This is a genomic window from Vibrio sp. 10N.222.55.B11 (assembly GCF_041473705.1).
GTDB classification, from domain to species: domain Bacteria; phylum Pseudomonadota; class Gammaproteobacteria; order Enterobacterales; family Vibrionaceae; genus Vibrio; species Vibrio crassostreae_C.
The window spans coordinates 52,474-69,438 of record NZ_JBFRST010000037.1 but is presented as its reverse complement, the minus strand read 5'-3'; the positions used below and the strand labels follow the sequence as shown (position 1 = coordinate 69,438).

Below are 16,965 nucleotides of genomic sequence, written 5' to 3'. Positions count from 1 at the left end.
TTTAAAATCAATATTTAAGAGAGCTAAACATGAAATCATTTTTAGTTAAATTATGGCGCACAATGACTCGCCCAGCAGTACACATCAGTCTTGGTGTACTAACTATGGGTGGCTTTATCGCCGGTGTTATTTTCTGGGGCGGTTTTAACACAGCTCTAGAGCACACAAATACAGAAGAATTCTGTGTAAGCTGTCACACCATGCGTGACAACGTATACGTAGAACTACAAGAAACGGTTCACTGGAAAAACACTTCTGGTGTACGTGCTACTTGTCCTGACTGTCACGTTCCACATGAATGGACAGCAAAAATCGCTCGTAAGATGCAAGCTTCTAAAGAAGTATTCGCTCAAGTATTTGGTGACCTAGATACGCCTGAGAAATTCGAAGCTCGTCGTATCGAACTGGCTAAACACGAATGGGATCGCTTCTCTTCGAACAAATCTCTAGAGTGTAAAAACTGCCACAACTACGATTCAATGGATTTCGAAAACATGCGCCCAACAGCGCGTATCCAGATGAAGAACGCGGCAGAGCGTGATCAAAGCTGTGTTGACTGTCACAAAGGTATTGCTCACAACCTTCCATTAGATATGGCATCAGCGAGCGGTATTGTTGGCGAGCTAGAAAACGTAGCAAGCAGCACATCTTACGCAAATGGTTCAGACGTGATCTCTATTCGTCACCTACCAATGTACACAGATGAAACAGCTGAAGTTGAAGCGGGTCTATTAAGCCCTGCAAGTAAAGTTGCGGTTATCGACGAAAAAGGCGACATGATCAAGATTCAAATCGACGGTTGGCGTAAAGCGAAAGGCTTCGGACGTGTAATCCAAGAAGACTTCGGTATGAACATCTCAACTGCAATCTTGACGAAAGAAGTATCTCAAAGTGACGTTATCACTGTTGGTGAGAAGAAAGAAGATGAGCTTACTGGCCTTCCATGGGAAGAAGTTAACCTAGCACTTTGGATGAAGAAAGAGTCTATGGTTGATAACTTCGATCCAATCTGGAACGCAGCGGGTCAAGCGTACCAATCTAACTGTTCAACGTGTCACTCACAGCCAGATGAAGCTCACTTCAGCGCTAACGGTTGGGTAGGCATGCTAGATGGTATGATTGCATTCGTTAACTTCGATACAGATACAGAAGCACTGGTTCTTAAGTATCTACAGAAGCACTCATCAGATTTTTCTGAAGGCCATCACTAATAAGACGTCAATTGGAGTAACACAATGGCAATTACAAGAAGAAGTTTTCTGAAAGGTGTCGCTACTACAAGTGCGGCATCGGTTATCGGTCCAAGCTTATTGGCGTCGGCATCAGCGTCTGCAGCAGAAACAGACGGTGCGTGGAAAGTCTCTGGTTCTCACTGGGGTGCATTCCGAGCTCGTGTTTATGCGGGTAAAGTACAAGAAATTAAACCTCTAGAAATCGATCAACACCCAACTGAGATGTTGAAAGGTATTAAAGGTATTATCTACAGCCCATCACGTGTGCGTTACCCAATGGTTCGCCTAGATTGGTTGAAGAAGCATAAGTACAGCGCAGACACGCGTGGTAACAACCGCTTTATTCGTGTGACTTGGGATGAGGCACTAGACCTTGTTTACCGCGAGCTAGAGCGCGTACAGAAAGATTACGGTCCATGGGCGCTTCACACAGGTCAAACTGGTTGGAGGCAAACAGGTCAGTTCCATAGCTGTACTAACCACATGCAACGTGCAATGGCACTTCACGGTTACTCTGTGAAGAAAATCGGTGACTACTCAACAGGTGCTGGTCAAACGATCATGCCTTACGTGCTAGGTTCTACTGAAGTTTACGCACAAGGTACATCTTGGGAACTTATCCTAGAAAACAGTGACAACATTGTTCTTTGGGGTAACGATCCAGTTAAAAACCTTCAAGTAGGTTGGACATGTGAGACTCACGAGTCGTTCGCATACCTAGAACAGCTGAAAGAAAAAGTTGCTAAGAAAGAGATCAACGTTGTTTCTGTTGACCCTGTTAAAAACAAAACAGGTCGTTACCTAGAAAACGAGCACATGTACATCAACCCACAAACTGATGTGGCGTTCATGCTTGGTGTTGCTCACGTTCTTTACAACGAAGGCCTATACGACAAGAAGTTCATCGAAACTTACTGTCTAGGTTTTGAAGATTTCATCAAGTACGTTCAAGGTGAAACGAAAGACAGAGTTGAGAAGACGCCAGAATGGGCTTCTGCTATCTGTGGCGCAAGCGCGGACTCTATTCGTGACTTCGCTAAGATGCTGGTTAACGGTCGTACACAGATTCTTGTTGGTTGGAGTATCCAACGTCAAGAGCACGGTGAACAGCCTTACTGGATGTGTGCAGTTATCGCAGCAATGGTTGGCCAAATTGGTCTTCCGGGCGGTGGTATCTCTTACGGTCACCACTACTCTGGTATCGGTGTATCTTCAACTGGCTTCGCTGCTCCGGGTTCATTCCCGCTGAACATCGACAAAGGTCAATCGCCTAAGCACACTAACACTGATTACAACGGTTACAGCCGCGTAATCCCTGTTGCTCGTTGGGTAGATAGCCTGTTAGAGCCAGGTAAGAAGATCAAAGCAAACGGCGCAACAGTGACACTGCCTGACATCAAGATGATGGTATTCAGTGGTAACAACCCGTGGCACCACCACCAAGATCGCAACAAGATGCGTAAAGCATTCAAGAGCCTACAAACTGTAGTGGCTGTTGATTTCGCTTGGACTGCAACTTGTCGTCACTCTGATATTGTTCTTCCAGCTTGTACTCAGTGGGAACGTAACGATATCGATGGTTACGGCGCGTACTCTGGCCGTGGTTTGATCGCAATGCACAAGCTAGTGGATCCTCTGTTCCAGTCTAAGACTGACTTCGAGATCATGTCTAGCCTAACTAAGCGTTGGGGTCGTTACGACGATTACACGCGTGGTATGGACGAAATGCAGTGGGTTAAATCTCTGTACGACGAATGTCGCGCATCAAACGAAGGTAGCTTCGAAATGCCTGAGTTTGCTGAGTTCTGGGAGAAAGGTTTCCTAGACTTCGGCAAAGGTAAGCCATGGACTCGTCACGCTTCATTCCGTGAAGATCCAGAGATCAACGCACTAGGCACGCCTTCTGGTTTCATCGAAATCACAAGCCGTACTGTTGGCAACATGGGTTACGAGCACTGTCAAGAACACCCAATGTGGTTCGAGAAATCTGAACGTTCACACGGTGGTCCAGGCTCTGACAAGCACCCGTACTGGCTACAATCTTGTCACCCAGACAAGCGTCTTCACTCTCAGATGTGTGAATCTGAAGAGTGGCGTGCGACTTACGCGGTACAAGGCCGTGAGCCAATCTACATCAACCCAGTAGATGCTAAGAAGAAAGGCATCAAAGATGGCGATGTAGTACGTGTGTTTAACGACCGTGGTCAACTACTAGCAGGTGCTGTTCTAATGGATAGCTACGCTCCTGGTGTTGTTCGTATCGAAGAAGGTGCTTGGTACGGTCCGATCAACGAGAAAGTGGGCGCGCTAGATACATACGGCGATCCAAACACACTGACTCAAGATATCGGTACGTCTGAACTTGCTCAAGCAACGTCAGCAAACACATGTTTGGTTGATTTCGAGAAGTTCCAAGGCAAACTGCCTCCAGTAACTTCATTCGGTGGTCCAATCGAAGTTTCTTAAGTCTTGTCTTAAGAACCAAGATTAAAGCTTGAATTAAAGCCCCTGTAAGCACTCTTACAGGGGCTTTTTGTATTTTTGATATCAGTGTTGGTGTTTCTAAAGTAGCGACGCTTATGGAGGCATATATGGGAAGCGCTATAATGTGATGCGACTTAAGCAATTGAGCCGAGAGGGTAAGTCAAAAGAATCTCTTTTGAGAAGCTTAGGTTACTGGAAGCAATTAGATTACTGGAAACAAAAAGGCCGATACAAAGTACCGACCTAATAGAAACCTATGGAGTTAAGCTTGAACCTTGGATACAAACCGGAGCCTTAGATAAAAACTCAAGCTTCGATTATAAACCTAAGCCTTGAACGTAAAGCTACAGCTCGAACATAAACCAATAACCGTATGCACAGATTAACGCGGGTACACTGGAATACAAGGTCGCTACAAGCGCTGCTTTTGGTGCCATTGCAATCGCAGGGAATAGCGCGTCACCATCATTCGAAATTGCGTTACCTACTTGAGCTGACAGTGGCAGTGCACCAGAAAGGTACAGGCTAGTGACCAGCAACTGCGGACCACACCCCGGTAGCAAGCCCATCAATACTCCCGCCAGGGGGAGCATCATGCCCCAGCTTGAGAATAGCGTCGCAAAATCGACATTTGCTATCACAGAGCCAAATTCAAAGAAAAGAAAGGCAACCACCACCCAAGCGGTGACAAAGTTTGTATCTTGAGCGGTCTTTTGCAATGGGTGAGAGCCTATACACTTTTCGTCCTCACTCACGGCTGATTTGTAATCCTCAATTTCACGGGTTAGCCCCCACAGAAACATCGAGCTGATCAGCAAAACTGTCCCCGTCCATTCCATCGACATTTCAGGCAACGCGAGCAACTCATTCACATCCACTTGAAAAGAGCCAAGTAGGGCAACCGCAGCACCTGGAATAATGAGTACAGACCATAGATAGCCTTGTAGGTTGATCGCTTTTTTCGATACTGCTTCTTTGTCTTGAGATTGAGAAGCACAGCTGCTCACCGCTTCATTTTTCTCTGCTTTTTTTGGGCGTAAGAAGTCGTCTGCGTGAAACAAGTTAATGATTCGACCTGACGCAGTTCCGACAATCACGCCCATCGCCATCATGGCTAAACCAGTCTTGGGCTCGCTTGCAATGAGCAGGAAGGCCGCATCACCCATGGTTGAGACGAGCACAGCAACAACTGCGCCGAATCCGAGTTTGCCCGAGATAAATTGTGTGGTAACCACGATCGCACCGCCACAGCCGGGTAGCGCCCCCATAAGTGCAGCGAATACAACTTGGTTTGAACGGGATTGATGGACGAGCTTGTTGAAGACGTTATCTTTGTTGATATACAGGCTTAACCCGTGGTAAATCGCTAAGGTCAAAGCAACATAACAAGACACTGCCCAAAAGGCGTCTGACAAGGTAGTGACCGTCAATTCTCGCGTGGCAGGCGCCATAACTAAAGCTGCAAGTGAGATAGGTAAAAGCAGGCGCTTAAAGGACAGTGAAAACTGAGTTGTTTTCGCAGCACTACTGCTTGGCAAAAAAGAGATTAGTCGATCCATAGGTGTTACTCAAAATTTAGTGGCTTAAGATAAATATATACGAATGATAATAATTATCAATTGCATTCGTTGTTTTTTTATCTATTGTTACTATTGGCTAAACCCACGAAACATGACCAATCTAAAAAAATGAGGTAAAGTATAGCTAATAAAGAGAGGCTCTAAAGGTAGAGTCATAATTGTTAGTGTAATAGGAAGAAACATGATTTTAGTTGTTGGTCACAAAAACCCTGATAGTGACAGTATTTGTAGTGCGTTAGTTGCAACTGAGCTTCTTAAGGCTCGTGGCGAGGAAGCGACACCAATTCGCCAAGGCGAGATCAACCGCGAAACTCAACACATTCTAGAAGTCGCTGGTGCTGAAAAGCCAGAGCTTCGTACTTCTGTTGCTGGTGAGAAAATCTGGCTAGTAGACTACTCAGATCTAGCACAAGCACCAGATGATGTTGCTGATGCAGAGATCGTAGGTATTGTTGATCACCACCGTCTAGGCGACGTGATGACAGTAAACCCAATGGAAGCTTGGATCTGGCCTGTTGGTTGTACAAACACTGTACTTTTCAACATGTTCAAGATTGAAGGTCACGCAATCTCTCAACAAATCGCTAAACTAATGATGTCTGCAATTCTTTCAGACACAGTTGGTTTCGCTTCTCCAACATGTACTCAAAAAGACAAAGACGCGGTTGCTGAGCTTGCTGAAATTGCTGGCGTAACTGACGTTGATGCATTCATCAAAGCGCTTCTAATCGCAAAAACAAACATCGAAGGCCTATCTGCTGCACAGCTAGTAGAAAAAGACCTTAAAGGCTACCCATTCAACGGTCGTGATGTTGTTGTTGGTCAAGTTGAACTTGCGACTCTTGAGCAAGTAGACGGCATGATCGAAGCGCTAGAAGCTGATCTTGAAGAGCGTTGTGAGAAAGACGGTCTAGCGTTCGCTGCGGTAATGCTAACAGATATCACTACTGCTCAAACTCGTCTTCTATACAAAGGTGAGTGGGCTGAGAAATTGGTTAAGCACGAGAAAGGCGGCGTATTAATGATGGAAAATACACTAAGCCGTAAGAAGCAAGGCTGGCCTTGGCTACAAGGTGAGCTTGTTTAATCAAGTCGCTTAATATTAAACGCCTGCTTATTTAGCAGGCGTTTTTCTTTGAAGTAGACTTTCTTCTTCATCGATAATGTTTGAAGTTAACAACACTCGGCATAAAATAGCTTTAAGAGCAAAGTTACTGACTAAAGTAGGAAATTAAGATGACTACACAGCTAGACGATAAAAAAATCGCTGAAATCAACAAGTATACGGGCGAGCAACGCCTGAAATACTGTGTGAAAGAAATCGTAGCAAACCGTGAAGTATGGATCTTAACCGATGAACACGGTTGTGTAATGCTGAACACAGAAGATGAAGATTGTGTTCCAGTATGGCCAAACCAAGAGTTCGCAGAATCATGGGCAACGGGTGATTGGTCTGAGTGTAAAGCTGAGTCTATTTCGTTGAACAAATGGCACAGTCGCTGGACGAATGGTCTAGAAGACGACGAACTTGCTGTTGTAGTATTCCCGAACGAGCAAGAAGAAGGCGTTATCTTGTTCCCGGATGAGTTCGACTTCGAATTGAAAAAGCAGGCAGCTAAGCGCTAGTTCTTTCGTAATACAGTAACATCGTAAGTCAGCGTTGCCTTTCTTAGGCAGCGCTATCATTCAATTATCCCATCTAAGTTACTTCCGACGTATATTCGTCAATACCCAATCAACTGATACAAAGGCGCTTGCTGTGCGGCTTTAGAAGCTTGCTGAAGCACACCTGTTTTGCTGTATCTCTTGAGTATCTTTCGAACGATAGGTTTTACTTCAGATTTTGTCATTCCAGCTTTCAATTCTGGCTCATACAGCAATTGCAGTAGCACTACGTCTAACGGCGATAATAAGTCTTCTGGCGTGTGGTCGTTGAAAATAGAAGGGTAGGCTTTATCTGAATCATTCGGCAGGCCTAGAACTTGTGTGATCTCTTCCACGATACAGGCGACCAGCTTACCTCGCGATCTTGCCTGATCAACCGGGATTACAATCCCAGCGTATACAATCTCGCCTTTAGAATTGGTTCTATAGCCCGCCGTGCAGATGGCGCTATTTAAATGTTGAGTTGATTTGAGCTTGAGCACCGATTTCGCCTCAGATACCCACTGGCTCTGCCTTGTGTATATCCATTTAACGTTCGCTTCGGACTCTTTACTGACGATTGTTATTGGATGTTGGGTGACTTCAGATAAGTGTTTGATATGAAGCTCTGTGATCTCTTGATGCAGTTCCTCATCGCCCACTCGATGATCGATCCAAATCTTGATCGGTTGTTTCCACTTGGCGAGCGGTTTGTTGCCTTGGGAGTATTCGTGTTGAAGCGCGACGTTATAAAAGGCAGTTTCGACGAAGCTTCTATCTAGCCATGTGAGCGGTGTGCTTGTCGCGTTAAAGGACAACAGCACCAACAAGAGGGGAAGCATTGAAGCTGTTCGATACATACTTTTCCCCTCTGCTAAATGTAGCGTGATTCCAGGTTAGTGGTTCGGCGCTTTGGAGAAATGGCTCTCAACCAATCTTTGGGTGATTTGGTGAGTTGGATTGGTTAGCACTTGATCTGTTTCCCCACTCTCAACCACATTGCCTTCATGCATGACAATAATCTTGTCGGTAATGTGCTTAACAATACCGAGGTGTTGAGATACATAAACGAACGATACGCCCATCTCTTCTTGTAACTCTAAGAACAGATTGATGATTTGCGAGCGCATTGCCATGTCCAAACCATTTAAAGCTTCATCAGCAACAATGATGGATGGCTGAAGTATTAAGGCACGAGCCAAACAAACCCTTTGTTTCTGGCCTGCAGCAAGCATCTGAGGGTAGAAATACGCATGTTCCGGTAGAAGGCCTACGCGCAGTAGTGTGTCTTTCACACGACGCATACGAGCTTCTGGAGGCATGTTGGTGTTTCGCTTTAATGGACCTTCAAGAATTCGACCGATCTGAATGCGCGGGTTAAGTGACGCATTCGGATCTTGGAAGATCATTCGAATCAGCTTACAACGAGTCGAGTAGTCTTTGTGCTCTAGCTTTTCGCCATTCACGCGGATCTCGCCTGCGGTTGGCTCCACCATGCCTGCGAGCATTCTGGCTAATGTTGATTTGCCAGAACCATTCTGGCCGATAAAACCAATTGTCTGGCCTGCTTCAAGAGAAAAGCTAACTGGCTTCACCGCCTGATGAATCTTTTTACGGAAAAGACCAGAGCGAGTCGTAAAGTCTTTAGACAAATCACTGACTTCTAATAATGCACTCATGATTTCTTTTTCTTCTCCATATTCAGAGGGAAGTGACAGTTGAACTTATGGTTCTTGATACGTTTCGTATGTGGGATCTCGACACACTGCCTTTGTGCGTATGGGCAGCGAGGCCCTAATCGACAACCAATAGGAAGATGTTGCAGCGGTGGAATTGACCCCGGCAAAGACTGGAGCTTCTCCTTGTGGGGAATCCAGTCGTTAAAGTTTGGCATCGCTTTTAACAAAGCAACGGTGTACGGGTGCTTTGGTGCATCCAACAGCTTCGGTGTATCAGCGGATTCTACCGATTGACCACAGTACATCACGGTAATGCGAGTCGCCCATTGGGTAATGGTGGTTAAGTCATGGCCGATCAACACGATGGTGGTGTTATTGATCTGGTTCATACGACTCAAAAGACGCAATATTTGAGACTGTGTAATTGGGTCTAAATCGTTGGTTGGCTCGTCAGCAATCAAGACTTTTGGCTTGGCAGCGATCGCCATTGCGATCATGACTTTTTGACACTCACCATCTGTCAGCTCATAAGAGTAACTGTCCATTAGGCGAGAGTGGTCTTTGATGCCGACTTTGTGTAGTAATGCGATCGCTTGCTTCTTACGCCACTTAAATCGTTGCCACCAACGACCTTCAAACGAATGGGAAGGGATCGCTTCAACGAGCTGGTTACCTACTTTTTCAGAAGGGTCAAGACACGTTGATGGCTCTTGGAAGATCATTGCGATATCGCGGGCGATCACTCGGCGTCTTTCTTTCGGCGTCAGTTGCAGTAGGTCGATATTACCTAAGCGCATTCGGTCTGCAGAAACCTTCCAGTTTTCTTTACATACTCCGACGATCGCTTTTGCAACCAAACTCTTACCTGAGCCTGATTCACCTACTAAGCCACGAATTTCCCCTTCATTGAGGGTAATACTCATTCGATCTACGGCTTTAACCATCCCTTGAGGGGTCTCAATCTCGATGGTTAGATGTCGAATATCAAGTAACGGCATTATTCGATTCCTGCATTTAGCGCTTGGCGAACACCTTCACCGACGAGGTTAATCACGATAACTGTAAACATAATAGCTAAGCCGGGTAGGGTAACTGTCCATGGCGCAAGGTAAATCAACTCGACCGAATCACCCAAGATGGAGCCCCATTCGGTACTCGGAGCTTGAGCGCCAAGCCCTAGGAAACCTAAAGCCGTGATGTCAAGAATTGCGACTGACAGTGCCAGCGTAACTTCAAGAGCGATCACGGTAAGGATGTTCGGAAGGATTGAGTTCCATAGCAGGTAAAAATCGTTCGCACCATCAAGGCGAGAAGCCAGAATATAGTCTTTTTCTACTTCAGCATGCACGGCAATGTACACCGAGCGTATAAAGCGCGGGATCAGTGCCAAGCACAAGGCGAGCAAGATATTAAACTCCCCAAAGCCAAGGAATGCCACGAAGATAATCGCCAGCAGAAGAGATGGAATCGACATAACAGTATCAAGCAGGTGGTTTAGCGTGCTTGATAGTAAACCGCGCGTCATACCAGCAAGTACGCCAATCAGACAACCAATGACGGCTGCGATAAAGGTAATCACCACCGCGGCGCCGAAGGTTAACTGAGAGCCAATTATTAGGCGAGAGAGAATATCTCTGCCTAAGTCATCCGTACCCAAAAAGTATTCTACCGTTCCCGCAGGATCCCAAGAGGGCGGCGTTAATAGGTGACCGGTTTGTTCTTGTGCATCATGCGGGGCTAGCCACGGTGAAGTGACGGTGACCAGAATGATAAGCACCAAACACCACAAGCCAAACATAGCTAGATTATTGCTGCGGAAGCTGCGCCAGAAACGTTCGAACTGGGTTGGAATCTGTTCTTCTTGGTAGACGTTATTTGTTAGCATACCATTCCTTCCTTACCAGTGGATTGATCATCGCGCCCAGTAGATCGGACAGAATATTAGCGGTCAAAACTAAGGTAGCCACCACAATTACACCAGCTTGAATTGAAACGTAATCTTGATTCGATAAGGCATCCAATAACCAGCGGCCAATGCCCGGCCAGTTAAAGATAGACTCGGTAACAATAGCAAGCGTTAACATACTCGATAGCTGAACACCGACCTTAGGAATAATCGGAGGTATCGCGTTTCTTAGCACGTGCTGCGTGATGATCTCTCTAGTGGAAAGACCTTTAATTCGCGCAGCGCGGATGTAGTTTTGCGTCATTACTTCAGCCACTGACGCTCTCATCAATCGGATGACCTGAGTCGTTGGCGCCAGTGCTAAAACAAGACAAGGCAACGCCATGTGCTCGATAACACTTTGTAGTGCGTGCGCACGGTAGCGACCCTCGGCAAAAAAGGCGTCAATCATCGCGAATCCAGTCACGTGTTCAATCTCGTAAAGTAGGTCGTATCGGCCACCAACTGGGAACATTTCAAAGTGCAGTGAAAACACCATGATCATCAGCAACGCGACCCAAAATATAGGCGCAGAGTAACCGGCCATTGAGGTGAACGATATGGTGGTATCAACAAATTTACCTTGTCTCATACCAGCAATGGTGCCGAAAGGGATACCGATGATGAGTGCCAACACAAAGGCAAAGAAGCACAGCTCTAGCGTTGCAGGGAACACCAGGACCAACTCATCGATGATAGGCACACCGTGTTTGCTTAGGCCAAAGTTTAGCGTCGATAATTCAGTGATATAGCTAATCCAACCGGGCCAAAAATCTTGAATTGCCCAAGGTGAGGTTTGGTCTAATCGAAGCAGGGAAAAACCTACCAAGGTCAGAATTCCTAGCGTAATAACAAATAAGTTTACACGTCTTAATGTATACCAAAACATTACTGCACCTCTCTTCTGACTTGATCAAAAGGTTGGGCATTGAAAGGACTTGCTTTAAAGCCTGTTAGCGAACGATCGTGCACGCGAAATTGCACGCCATGAGCTAAAGGAATCACAGGAACTTCTTCATTGAGAATGTTTTGGGCTTGTCGGTACAAGTTCACACGGTGCCTTTGTTGATTGATCTCTAATGCTAAGTCGAGAAGGAAATCAAAGTCTGAATTACACCACATCGAGACGTTTAACCCTGCACGCTCAGAGCTGCATGAGAGCAGCGGACGTAAGAAGTTGTCCGGGTCACCGGTATTGCCTATCCAGCCTGTAAGCAACAAGTCTGTTGAGGAAATAGAGGACAACTGTGTGCGGTCAAATCGGTCGTCGGTATAGAGTTTCAATTCAATACCAATATCGGCTAAGTTTGCTTGGATAAGTTCTGCCGTTTTTCTTGGACTTGGATTGTATGCGCGTGGCTCTAGTGGTACCCACATTGAAAGCTCTAACCCAGGTTCAACGCCAGCTTCTTTGAGAAGCGCAACCGCATAGTTTCGGTCGTAGCGAACTTGAACGCTGTCTTTTTGGTGAGCCCAAGAAGTCGGAGGAAGCAAGGTGTAGGCTTTGGTTCCTGTACCGTAATACACAGAATCAAGAATGTTCTGACGATTGATGGCTAAGTTGAGCGCTTTACGAACTCGAGAGTCACGCAGTGCAGGGTGCTCAGTATTCAGCGCGATGAAAGAGACATTAACCGCCGGAGTAGCAGAAATCTTCAACTCTTCATGAGCCTGAATAATAGGGATTTGGCTAGAAATTGGTGAGTTGAGCACGTCACACTCACTACGCAGAAGCTTGGCAAGTGTGCCTGTTCCACGTTGCGAAGTATCGAACACAACTTGGTCCATTTGTACTTCACCTTTCCAGTAGTGCTTGTTCTTTTTCAAGCGCACTAGGTCGTTGATTTGGTATTCATCTAAGTAGAAAGGGCCAGTGCCGACTGGATTGGAATCGATTCGATTTTTCTCATCCGCTGCAATGAGCTGATTGGCATACTCCTTAGAGTGAATGACTGCATAGCTGGTGGCGATGTTATTGAGAAACGAATTGTCTGGGCGACTTAATTGGAATTTCACCGTTAGGTCGTCAACTGCAGTGATATCGACAATCAGGGTCTTGAAGTCGATTCCGGCAAACCACGGGTATAGGCCGCCACCCACATAATGAAATGGGTTTGAACTATCAATGACACGTTCAAAGCTAAACACCACATCTTGTGCATTCATGCTACGAGTTGGGGTGAACCAGTCTGTGGTTTGGAACGCAACATTTGGGCGCAGTTTGAACGTGTATTCTGTACCTGATTTATCAACAGACCAACTTGTCGCTAAGTTCTGTTTTGGTCGGTACGTCATCGGATCAAGAGTGAGCAGTGTATCGAAGATTTGAGGACTCAGCGATTCTGCGGTAATGCCACTATCAACCAGCTGTGGATTGAAGGTACTAGGATTACCTTGGCCGCAATAAATGAAGCCTTTTTCACGGATTTGCTCGTGATTCACACTCTCACCACATCCAGCGAGAAAGCTCAACGTGCAGATGCTCAGTGATAGTCTTATTAGTGCTTTCATAAAAAGAAATACTTTTCGAAACGAGGCGTTAGAGGAGCCTCAAGATCCGGACAATTTAACATTTTATTTATTCGGCTCCAAATAATAATCAAGCGTGGACAGCTATTTATCGTTAGCTTGTCCGACAATCGCGTACTTCCTCACCATTCCACGTAATTGGTTGTAGGTTAACCCAAGTAATTCTGCGGCTTGTTTCTGGTTATATTTGCTCTGTTTGAGGGCTTGGTTGAGTAGCTTGATGTCTTGTTGTTCTTGCCATGCTTTGTAATCAAGCGGCAAAGAAAACAAGCTCTCTGATGAAGTATGGCTGTTAGACGGCTCATTGCCAGTTTCCGGAGAGGAATCTTGCTCTGTTTTCCATGCGGGTTTAAATGGGTTAAACACCAAATATTCAATAGGATATGGATCTTTTCCGTGCTGATAGATAGCTCGCTCAATGACGTTTTTGAGTTCTCGTACATTCCCTGGCCAAGAATAATCCAAAAGCGATTCAACGGCAGAGGGGGCAAAGCCAACAAACAACTCCAATTCCAATTCACGACACATCTTAATGGCGTAATATTCTGCCAGTAGCATGATGTCTTCTTTTCGCTCACGCAAAGGAGGGATAGTAATGACGTCAAACGCCAGTCTATCTAATAGGTCTGCTCGGAATTCGCCCTTTAATGCCATGTATGGTAAGTCGGCATTGGTTGCACACACCAGTCTGACATTGGCACTTAGCGCCTTTTGCCCACCGACACGTTCATATTGCCCGTATTCAATAACGCGCAGTAGTTTCTCTTGAACCGCAAGGGGAGTGGTCGCCAGCTCATCCAGAAATAGCGTTCCGCCTTCTGCTCTTTCAAAACGACCTTGATGACGCCCTTTCGAACCCGTAAAGGATCCCGATTCATGACCAAACAGTTCTGAATCAATCAAACCTTCACTTAAGGTTGAGCAGTTCAATGAGATCAAAGGTTGATCCCAACGTCTTGAAAGGTAATGCAGTCTTTGTGCGATCAACTCTTTACCTGTGCCACGTTCGCCAATGATCAGAATGGGTCTTTCTATTGGTGCGAGTTGGGAAACTTTATCTAACACAGAGAGAAAGCTAGGTGATTCACCAATGAGGTTCTGCTGCATAGCGGGTCCTTGTATGAATTAATCGCTGGAGAGGTCATGTAAGAGCCATAGTGGTGAAAAATACCAATACTTGGCTAAATTCATCATAGCATGGTTCGAGTTAATCACCATTTTATTGTAAGTAACTGATAATAAATGGCTTAAAAGTTGGCACGCTACTTGGATTATTTATGGTAGGTTTAACAACAAACGTAAATTTTTGAGCAAGTGGATTGATAAAGTCGCACAACGATTTGAAACGCATTTGCCATCATTGTAATTAAGGAGTTCCTCATGGGTATTTTTTCTCGCTTTGCAGACATTGTAAATTCAAACATCAGTGCACTATTAGATAAGGCTGAAGATCCAGAAAAGATGATTCGTCTTATTATCCAAGAAATGGAAGACACCTTAGTTGAAGTTCGTACCAACTCAGCAAAAGCAATTGCTGACAAGAAAGAGCTAGCGCGTAAAGTAGAAGCTATCGAAACACAGATTCTAGATTGGCAAAATAAAGCGACACTTGCCCTGACCAAACAACGCGAAGATTTGGCGAGAGCGGCGCTAATCGAAAAGCAAAAACTGGAAGACATCATCAAGAGCCTTCACACCGAACAAACCTTGGTTCATGAAACCATCGAAAAATTGACGAGTGAAATTGGTAAACTTGAAACAAAGATCGCAGAAACTCGTGCAAAGCAACAAGCATTAATGATTCGTAACAATGCGGCAAGCAACCGTCGTGATGTTCAAAAACACCTGCACTCAAGCAAAACCAACGAAGCAATGGCGAAGTTTGAGCAATTCTCGCGTAAAGTGGATGAATTAGAAGCTGAAGCGGACGTTTACGCTAAGACTGGCAACGCAAAATCTTTAGACCAAGAGTTTGCCGAGCTACAAGCTCAAGATGAAATCGAAAAAGAGCTAGCGAAACTGAAGCAACAAGTTGAAAACCGCGATAAATAATCTAGGAGTTGTCTATGTCAACATTTCTAATTGCAGGTCCACTGATTGTCTTTTTAATCTTCGTGGCACCGCTATGGTTATTCTTACATTACCGCAGCAAGAAGAAATCCAGCAATGGTCTTTCTGAAACGGATCTTCAACGTCTGCATAAGCTTTCTGCGCAAGCCGAATCCATGCAAGACCGAGTGAAAACGCTAGAAAAAATACTGGATGCGGAGTCGCCTAACTGGAGACGAAACTATGAGTAGAGAACTGTATCGCGACACGATTAACGGCAAATTGTCTGGTGTGTGTGCAGGGTTAGCGAACTATTTTGGCCTTGAAGTGTGGTTGGTTCGCATCTTAGTTATCTCAGCAGCACTGCTTGGTGGTAGTTTTCTGGTGTTATTAGCGTATTTAGCTTTGACATTTATGCTTGAAAAACAACCACCTCAGTATGTCGACCAAATGAAGGCGAAACAAGAGCATACGCTGAAGCAAAAGCCTTGGGAAAAAGGGCAAACTGCAGAGTCGCTATTGAACACTTTAGAGGGTGATTTCCAGAAGTTAGAGACCAGTGTCCGCAACATGGAAGCTTATGTCACCTCAGATACGTTTAAAGTGAATCGTGAATTTAAGAACATGTAGTGGTAAAACCTAAAAAGGATTAGATAACGGTTTAGGAAAATTTATTCCAAGCCGTTATTTTTTTTAATAATTTTCTCTAAATAAATCTTACGCTGACTGGTAAGTTACATGTGATTAATCTATGTTATAAAAATATTTATAGATATGGATGATCACCAATGTATAGAGCCTCCCTTGTCCTATTGACTGCCTTAGCTGGGTTGTCTGGGTGTGGTAAGGAGCTTCCTCCCGTGCCTGAACCTGAGTCCAGACCCGCCAAACTCTTCACTGTCTCCGTCGGTAATAATGCCTTTGAGCGTAATTTCCCTGCTACCACAGAAGCTGGTGACAGAGCGGTACTCGCATTCCGTGTTCCTGGGTTATTGCAGAGCATCGATGTGACCGCTGGGCAGCACGTGTCTAAAGGCGACGAGCTTGCTAAGTTAAATCCCGATGAATATCAACTACTCGAGAAGCAAGCAAAAGCGAATTTTCAGCTAGCCGATGTTCAATATCAACGTGCGATCAAACTTCGTAAAGATCGTGTGGTATCAGAGCAAGATTTCGACCAAGCGAAAGCGAACCACAATTCAGCTCGCGCGGTGCTTAATCAAGCTAACGCGAATCTTCGCTACACCACTTTGGTTGCGCCGTATGACGGAACCATTTCCATCATTCCTGCTGAAAACCATGAATACATTGCGGCTAAACAAGGCGTGATGAATATTCAAACCAATCAAATTCTTAAAGTCGTCTTCTTATTACCCGACCAACTTATTACGCGCTTTTCATCAGGGGTCGAGATTGATGCAACCATGGTTTTTGATGCGTTTCCTGAAAACTCTTACGTTTTAACCTTCCAAGAAGTGGATACCGAAGCTGACCCGAAAACAGGTTCGTACAAAGTCACCATGGTAATGGAAAGACCAACCGATGTGGGTATTTTGCCCGGTATGTCTGGCTCGGTAAATCTCGTTTCATCGTTAGCGGCGGCCACCAAAATACCAACGTCAGCAATGATGACCGATGGGGATGATGTCTCTGTATGGCGTGTGAATAGCGACGGCATTGTTGAAAATGTTGCCATTGTCATCGATGAAAAACGCCATATCGTCTCTGGATTGAACGATGGCGATCGCATTGTGACTTCTGGCGTCAATGGTCTTGAGTCGGGCATTAAAGTTCGAGAGTGGATCAAGGAAAGGGGGCTATAA

The 16,965-nt window shown here is 45.3% G+C and carries 16 protein-coding genes; 8 read left to right on the top strand and 8 right to left on the bottom strand.

Annotated features, from left to right (window positions below):
• Positions 1–29 precede the first annotated feature (29 nt).
• The gene (gene torC / locus AB4503_RS13045) at positions 30–1,211 is read left to right on the top strand and encodes a pentaheme c-type cytochrome TorC (protein WP_017060299.1); all 1,182 of its coding nucleotides are present in this window, start codon (positions 30–32) and stop codon (positions 1,209–1,211) included.
• A gap of 24 nt (positions 1,212–1,235) precedes the next feature.
• Positions 1,236–3,698 (top strand): trimethylamine-N-oxide reductase TorA, encoded by a 2,463-nt coding sequence (gene torA / locus AB4503_RS13040; protein WP_372114994.1) that lies wholly within the window; start codon positions 1,236–1,238, stop codon positions 3,696–3,698.
• Between the two features lie 362 nt (positions 3,699–4,060).
• On the opposite strand, the gene AB4503_RS13035 is transcribed toward torA, so the two are convergent.
• On the bottom strand, positions 4,061–5,275 hold the full coding sequence (locus AB4503_RS13035; protein WP_372114992.1) for a putative manganese transporter: 1,215 nt from the start codon (positions 5,273–5,275) through the stop codon (positions 4,061–4,063).
• A 202-nt stretch (positions 5,276–5,477) separates the two neighbouring features.
• On the opposite strand from AB4503_RS13035, the gene AB4503_RS13030 reads away from it, so the two are divergent.
• A complete protein-coding gene (locus AB4503_RS13030) occupies positions 5,478–6,383 on the top strand; it encodes a manganese-dependent inorganic pyrophosphatase (RefSeq protein ID WP_017065328.1) in 906 nt (301 codons plus the stop codon).
• Positions 6,384–6,532: 149 nt separating this feature from the next.
• Positions 6,533–6,922 (top strand): DUF2750 domain-containing protein, encoded by a 390-nt coding sequence (locus AB4503_RS13025; protein WP_004734596.1) that lies wholly within the window; start codon positions 6,533–6,535, stop codon positions 6,920–6,922.
• A gap of 98 nt (positions 6,923–7,020) precedes the next feature.
• Here the strand turns inward: AB4503_RS13025 and AB4503_RS13020 are convergent, their stop codons facing one another.
• The 7 genes from AB4503_RS13020 to pspF form a co-directional block, all read right to left on the bottom strand.
• On the bottom strand, positions 7,021–7,800 hold the full coding sequence (locus AB4503_RS13020) for a DUF2927 domain-containing protein (RefSeq protein WP_029235328.1): 780 nt from the start codon (positions 7,798–7,800) through the stop codon (positions 7,021–7,023).
• A gap of 36 nt (positions 7,801–7,836) precedes the next feature.
• Positions 7,837–8,619 (bottom strand): ATP-binding cassette domain-containing protein, encoded by a 783-nt coding sequence (locus AB4503_RS13015; RefSeq protein ID WP_372114990.1) that lies wholly within the window; start codon positions 8,617–8,619, stop codon positions 7,837–7,839.
• Entirely contained in the window at positions 8,616–9,617 is a 1,002-nt protein-coding gene (locus AB4503_RS13010) for an oligopeptide/dipeptide ABC transporter ATP-binding protein (RefSeq protein WP_372114988.1), read from the bottom strand. The genes AB4503_RS13015 and AB4503_RS13010 overlap by 4 nt, the downstream gene beginning before the upstream one ends.
• Positions 9,617–10,504 (bottom strand): putrescine export ABC transporter permease SapC, encoded by an 888-nt coding sequence (gene sapC, locus AB4503_RS13005; RefSeq protein WP_017065331.1) that lies wholly within the window; start codon positions 10,502–10,504, stop codon positions 9,617–9,619. Before sapC ends, AB4503_RS13010 begins: the two co-directional genes overlap by 1 nt.
• The gene (locus AB4503_RS13000) at positions 10,491–11,453 is read right to left on the bottom strand and encodes an ABC transporter permease subunit (RefSeq protein WP_017060307.1); all 963 of its coding nucleotides are present in this window, start codon (positions 11,451–11,453) and stop codon (positions 10,491–10,493) included. The genes sapC and AB4503_RS13000 overlap by 14 nt, the downstream gene beginning before the upstream one ends.
• Positions 11,453–13,075 (bottom strand): ABC transporter substrate-binding protein SapA, encoded by a 1,623-nt coding sequence (sapA, locus tag AB4503_RS12995; protein WP_017060308.1) that lies wholly within the window; start codon positions 13,073–13,075, stop codon positions 11,453–11,455. The genes AB4503_RS13000 and sapA overlap by 1 nt, the downstream gene beginning before the upstream one ends.
• A 102-nt stretch (positions 13,076–13,177) precedes the next feature.
• On the bottom strand, positions 13,178–14,200 hold the full coding sequence (gene pspF, locus AB4503_RS12990; protein WP_017065333.1) for a phage shock protein operon transcriptional activator: 1,023 nt from the start codon (positions 14,198–14,200) through the stop codon (positions 13,178–13,180).
• A 273-nt stretch (positions 14,201–14,473) separates the two neighbouring features.
• Here pspF and pspA point away from each other — a divergent pair, with 273 nt between their 5' ends.
• The 4 genes from pspA to AB4503_RS12970 all read left to right on the top strand — a co-directional run bounded on the left by pspA (position 14,474) and on the right by AB4503_RS12970 (position 16,965).
• Positions 14,474–15,145, top strand: a complete 672-nt coding sequence (gene pspA / locus AB4503_RS12985) for a phage shock protein PspA (protein WP_010440091.1) — start codon at positions 14,474–14,476, stop codon at positions 15,143–15,145.
• Positions 15,146–15,159: 14 nt separating this feature from the next.
• Positions 15,160–15,393 (top strand): envelope stress response membrane protein PspB, encoded by a 234-nt coding sequence (gene pspB, locus AB4503_RS12980; RefSeq protein WP_004734605.1) that lies wholly within the window; start codon positions 15,160–15,162, stop codon positions 15,391–15,393.
• Complete coding sequence (pspC, locus tag AB4503_RS12975; protein ID WP_017065334.1) at positions 15,386–15,772, top strand: envelope stress response membrane protein PspC; 387 nt, start codon at positions 15,386–15,388, stop codon at positions 15,770–15,772. Before pspB ends, pspC begins: the two co-directional genes overlap by 8 nt.
• Before the next feature lie 158 nt (positions 15,773–15,930).
• Positions 15,931–16,965, top strand: coding sequence for an efflux RND transporter periplasmic adaptor subunit (locus tag AB4503_RS12970; protein WP_029235302.1), 1,035 nt, complete (start codon positions 15,931–15,933; stop codon positions 16,963–16,965).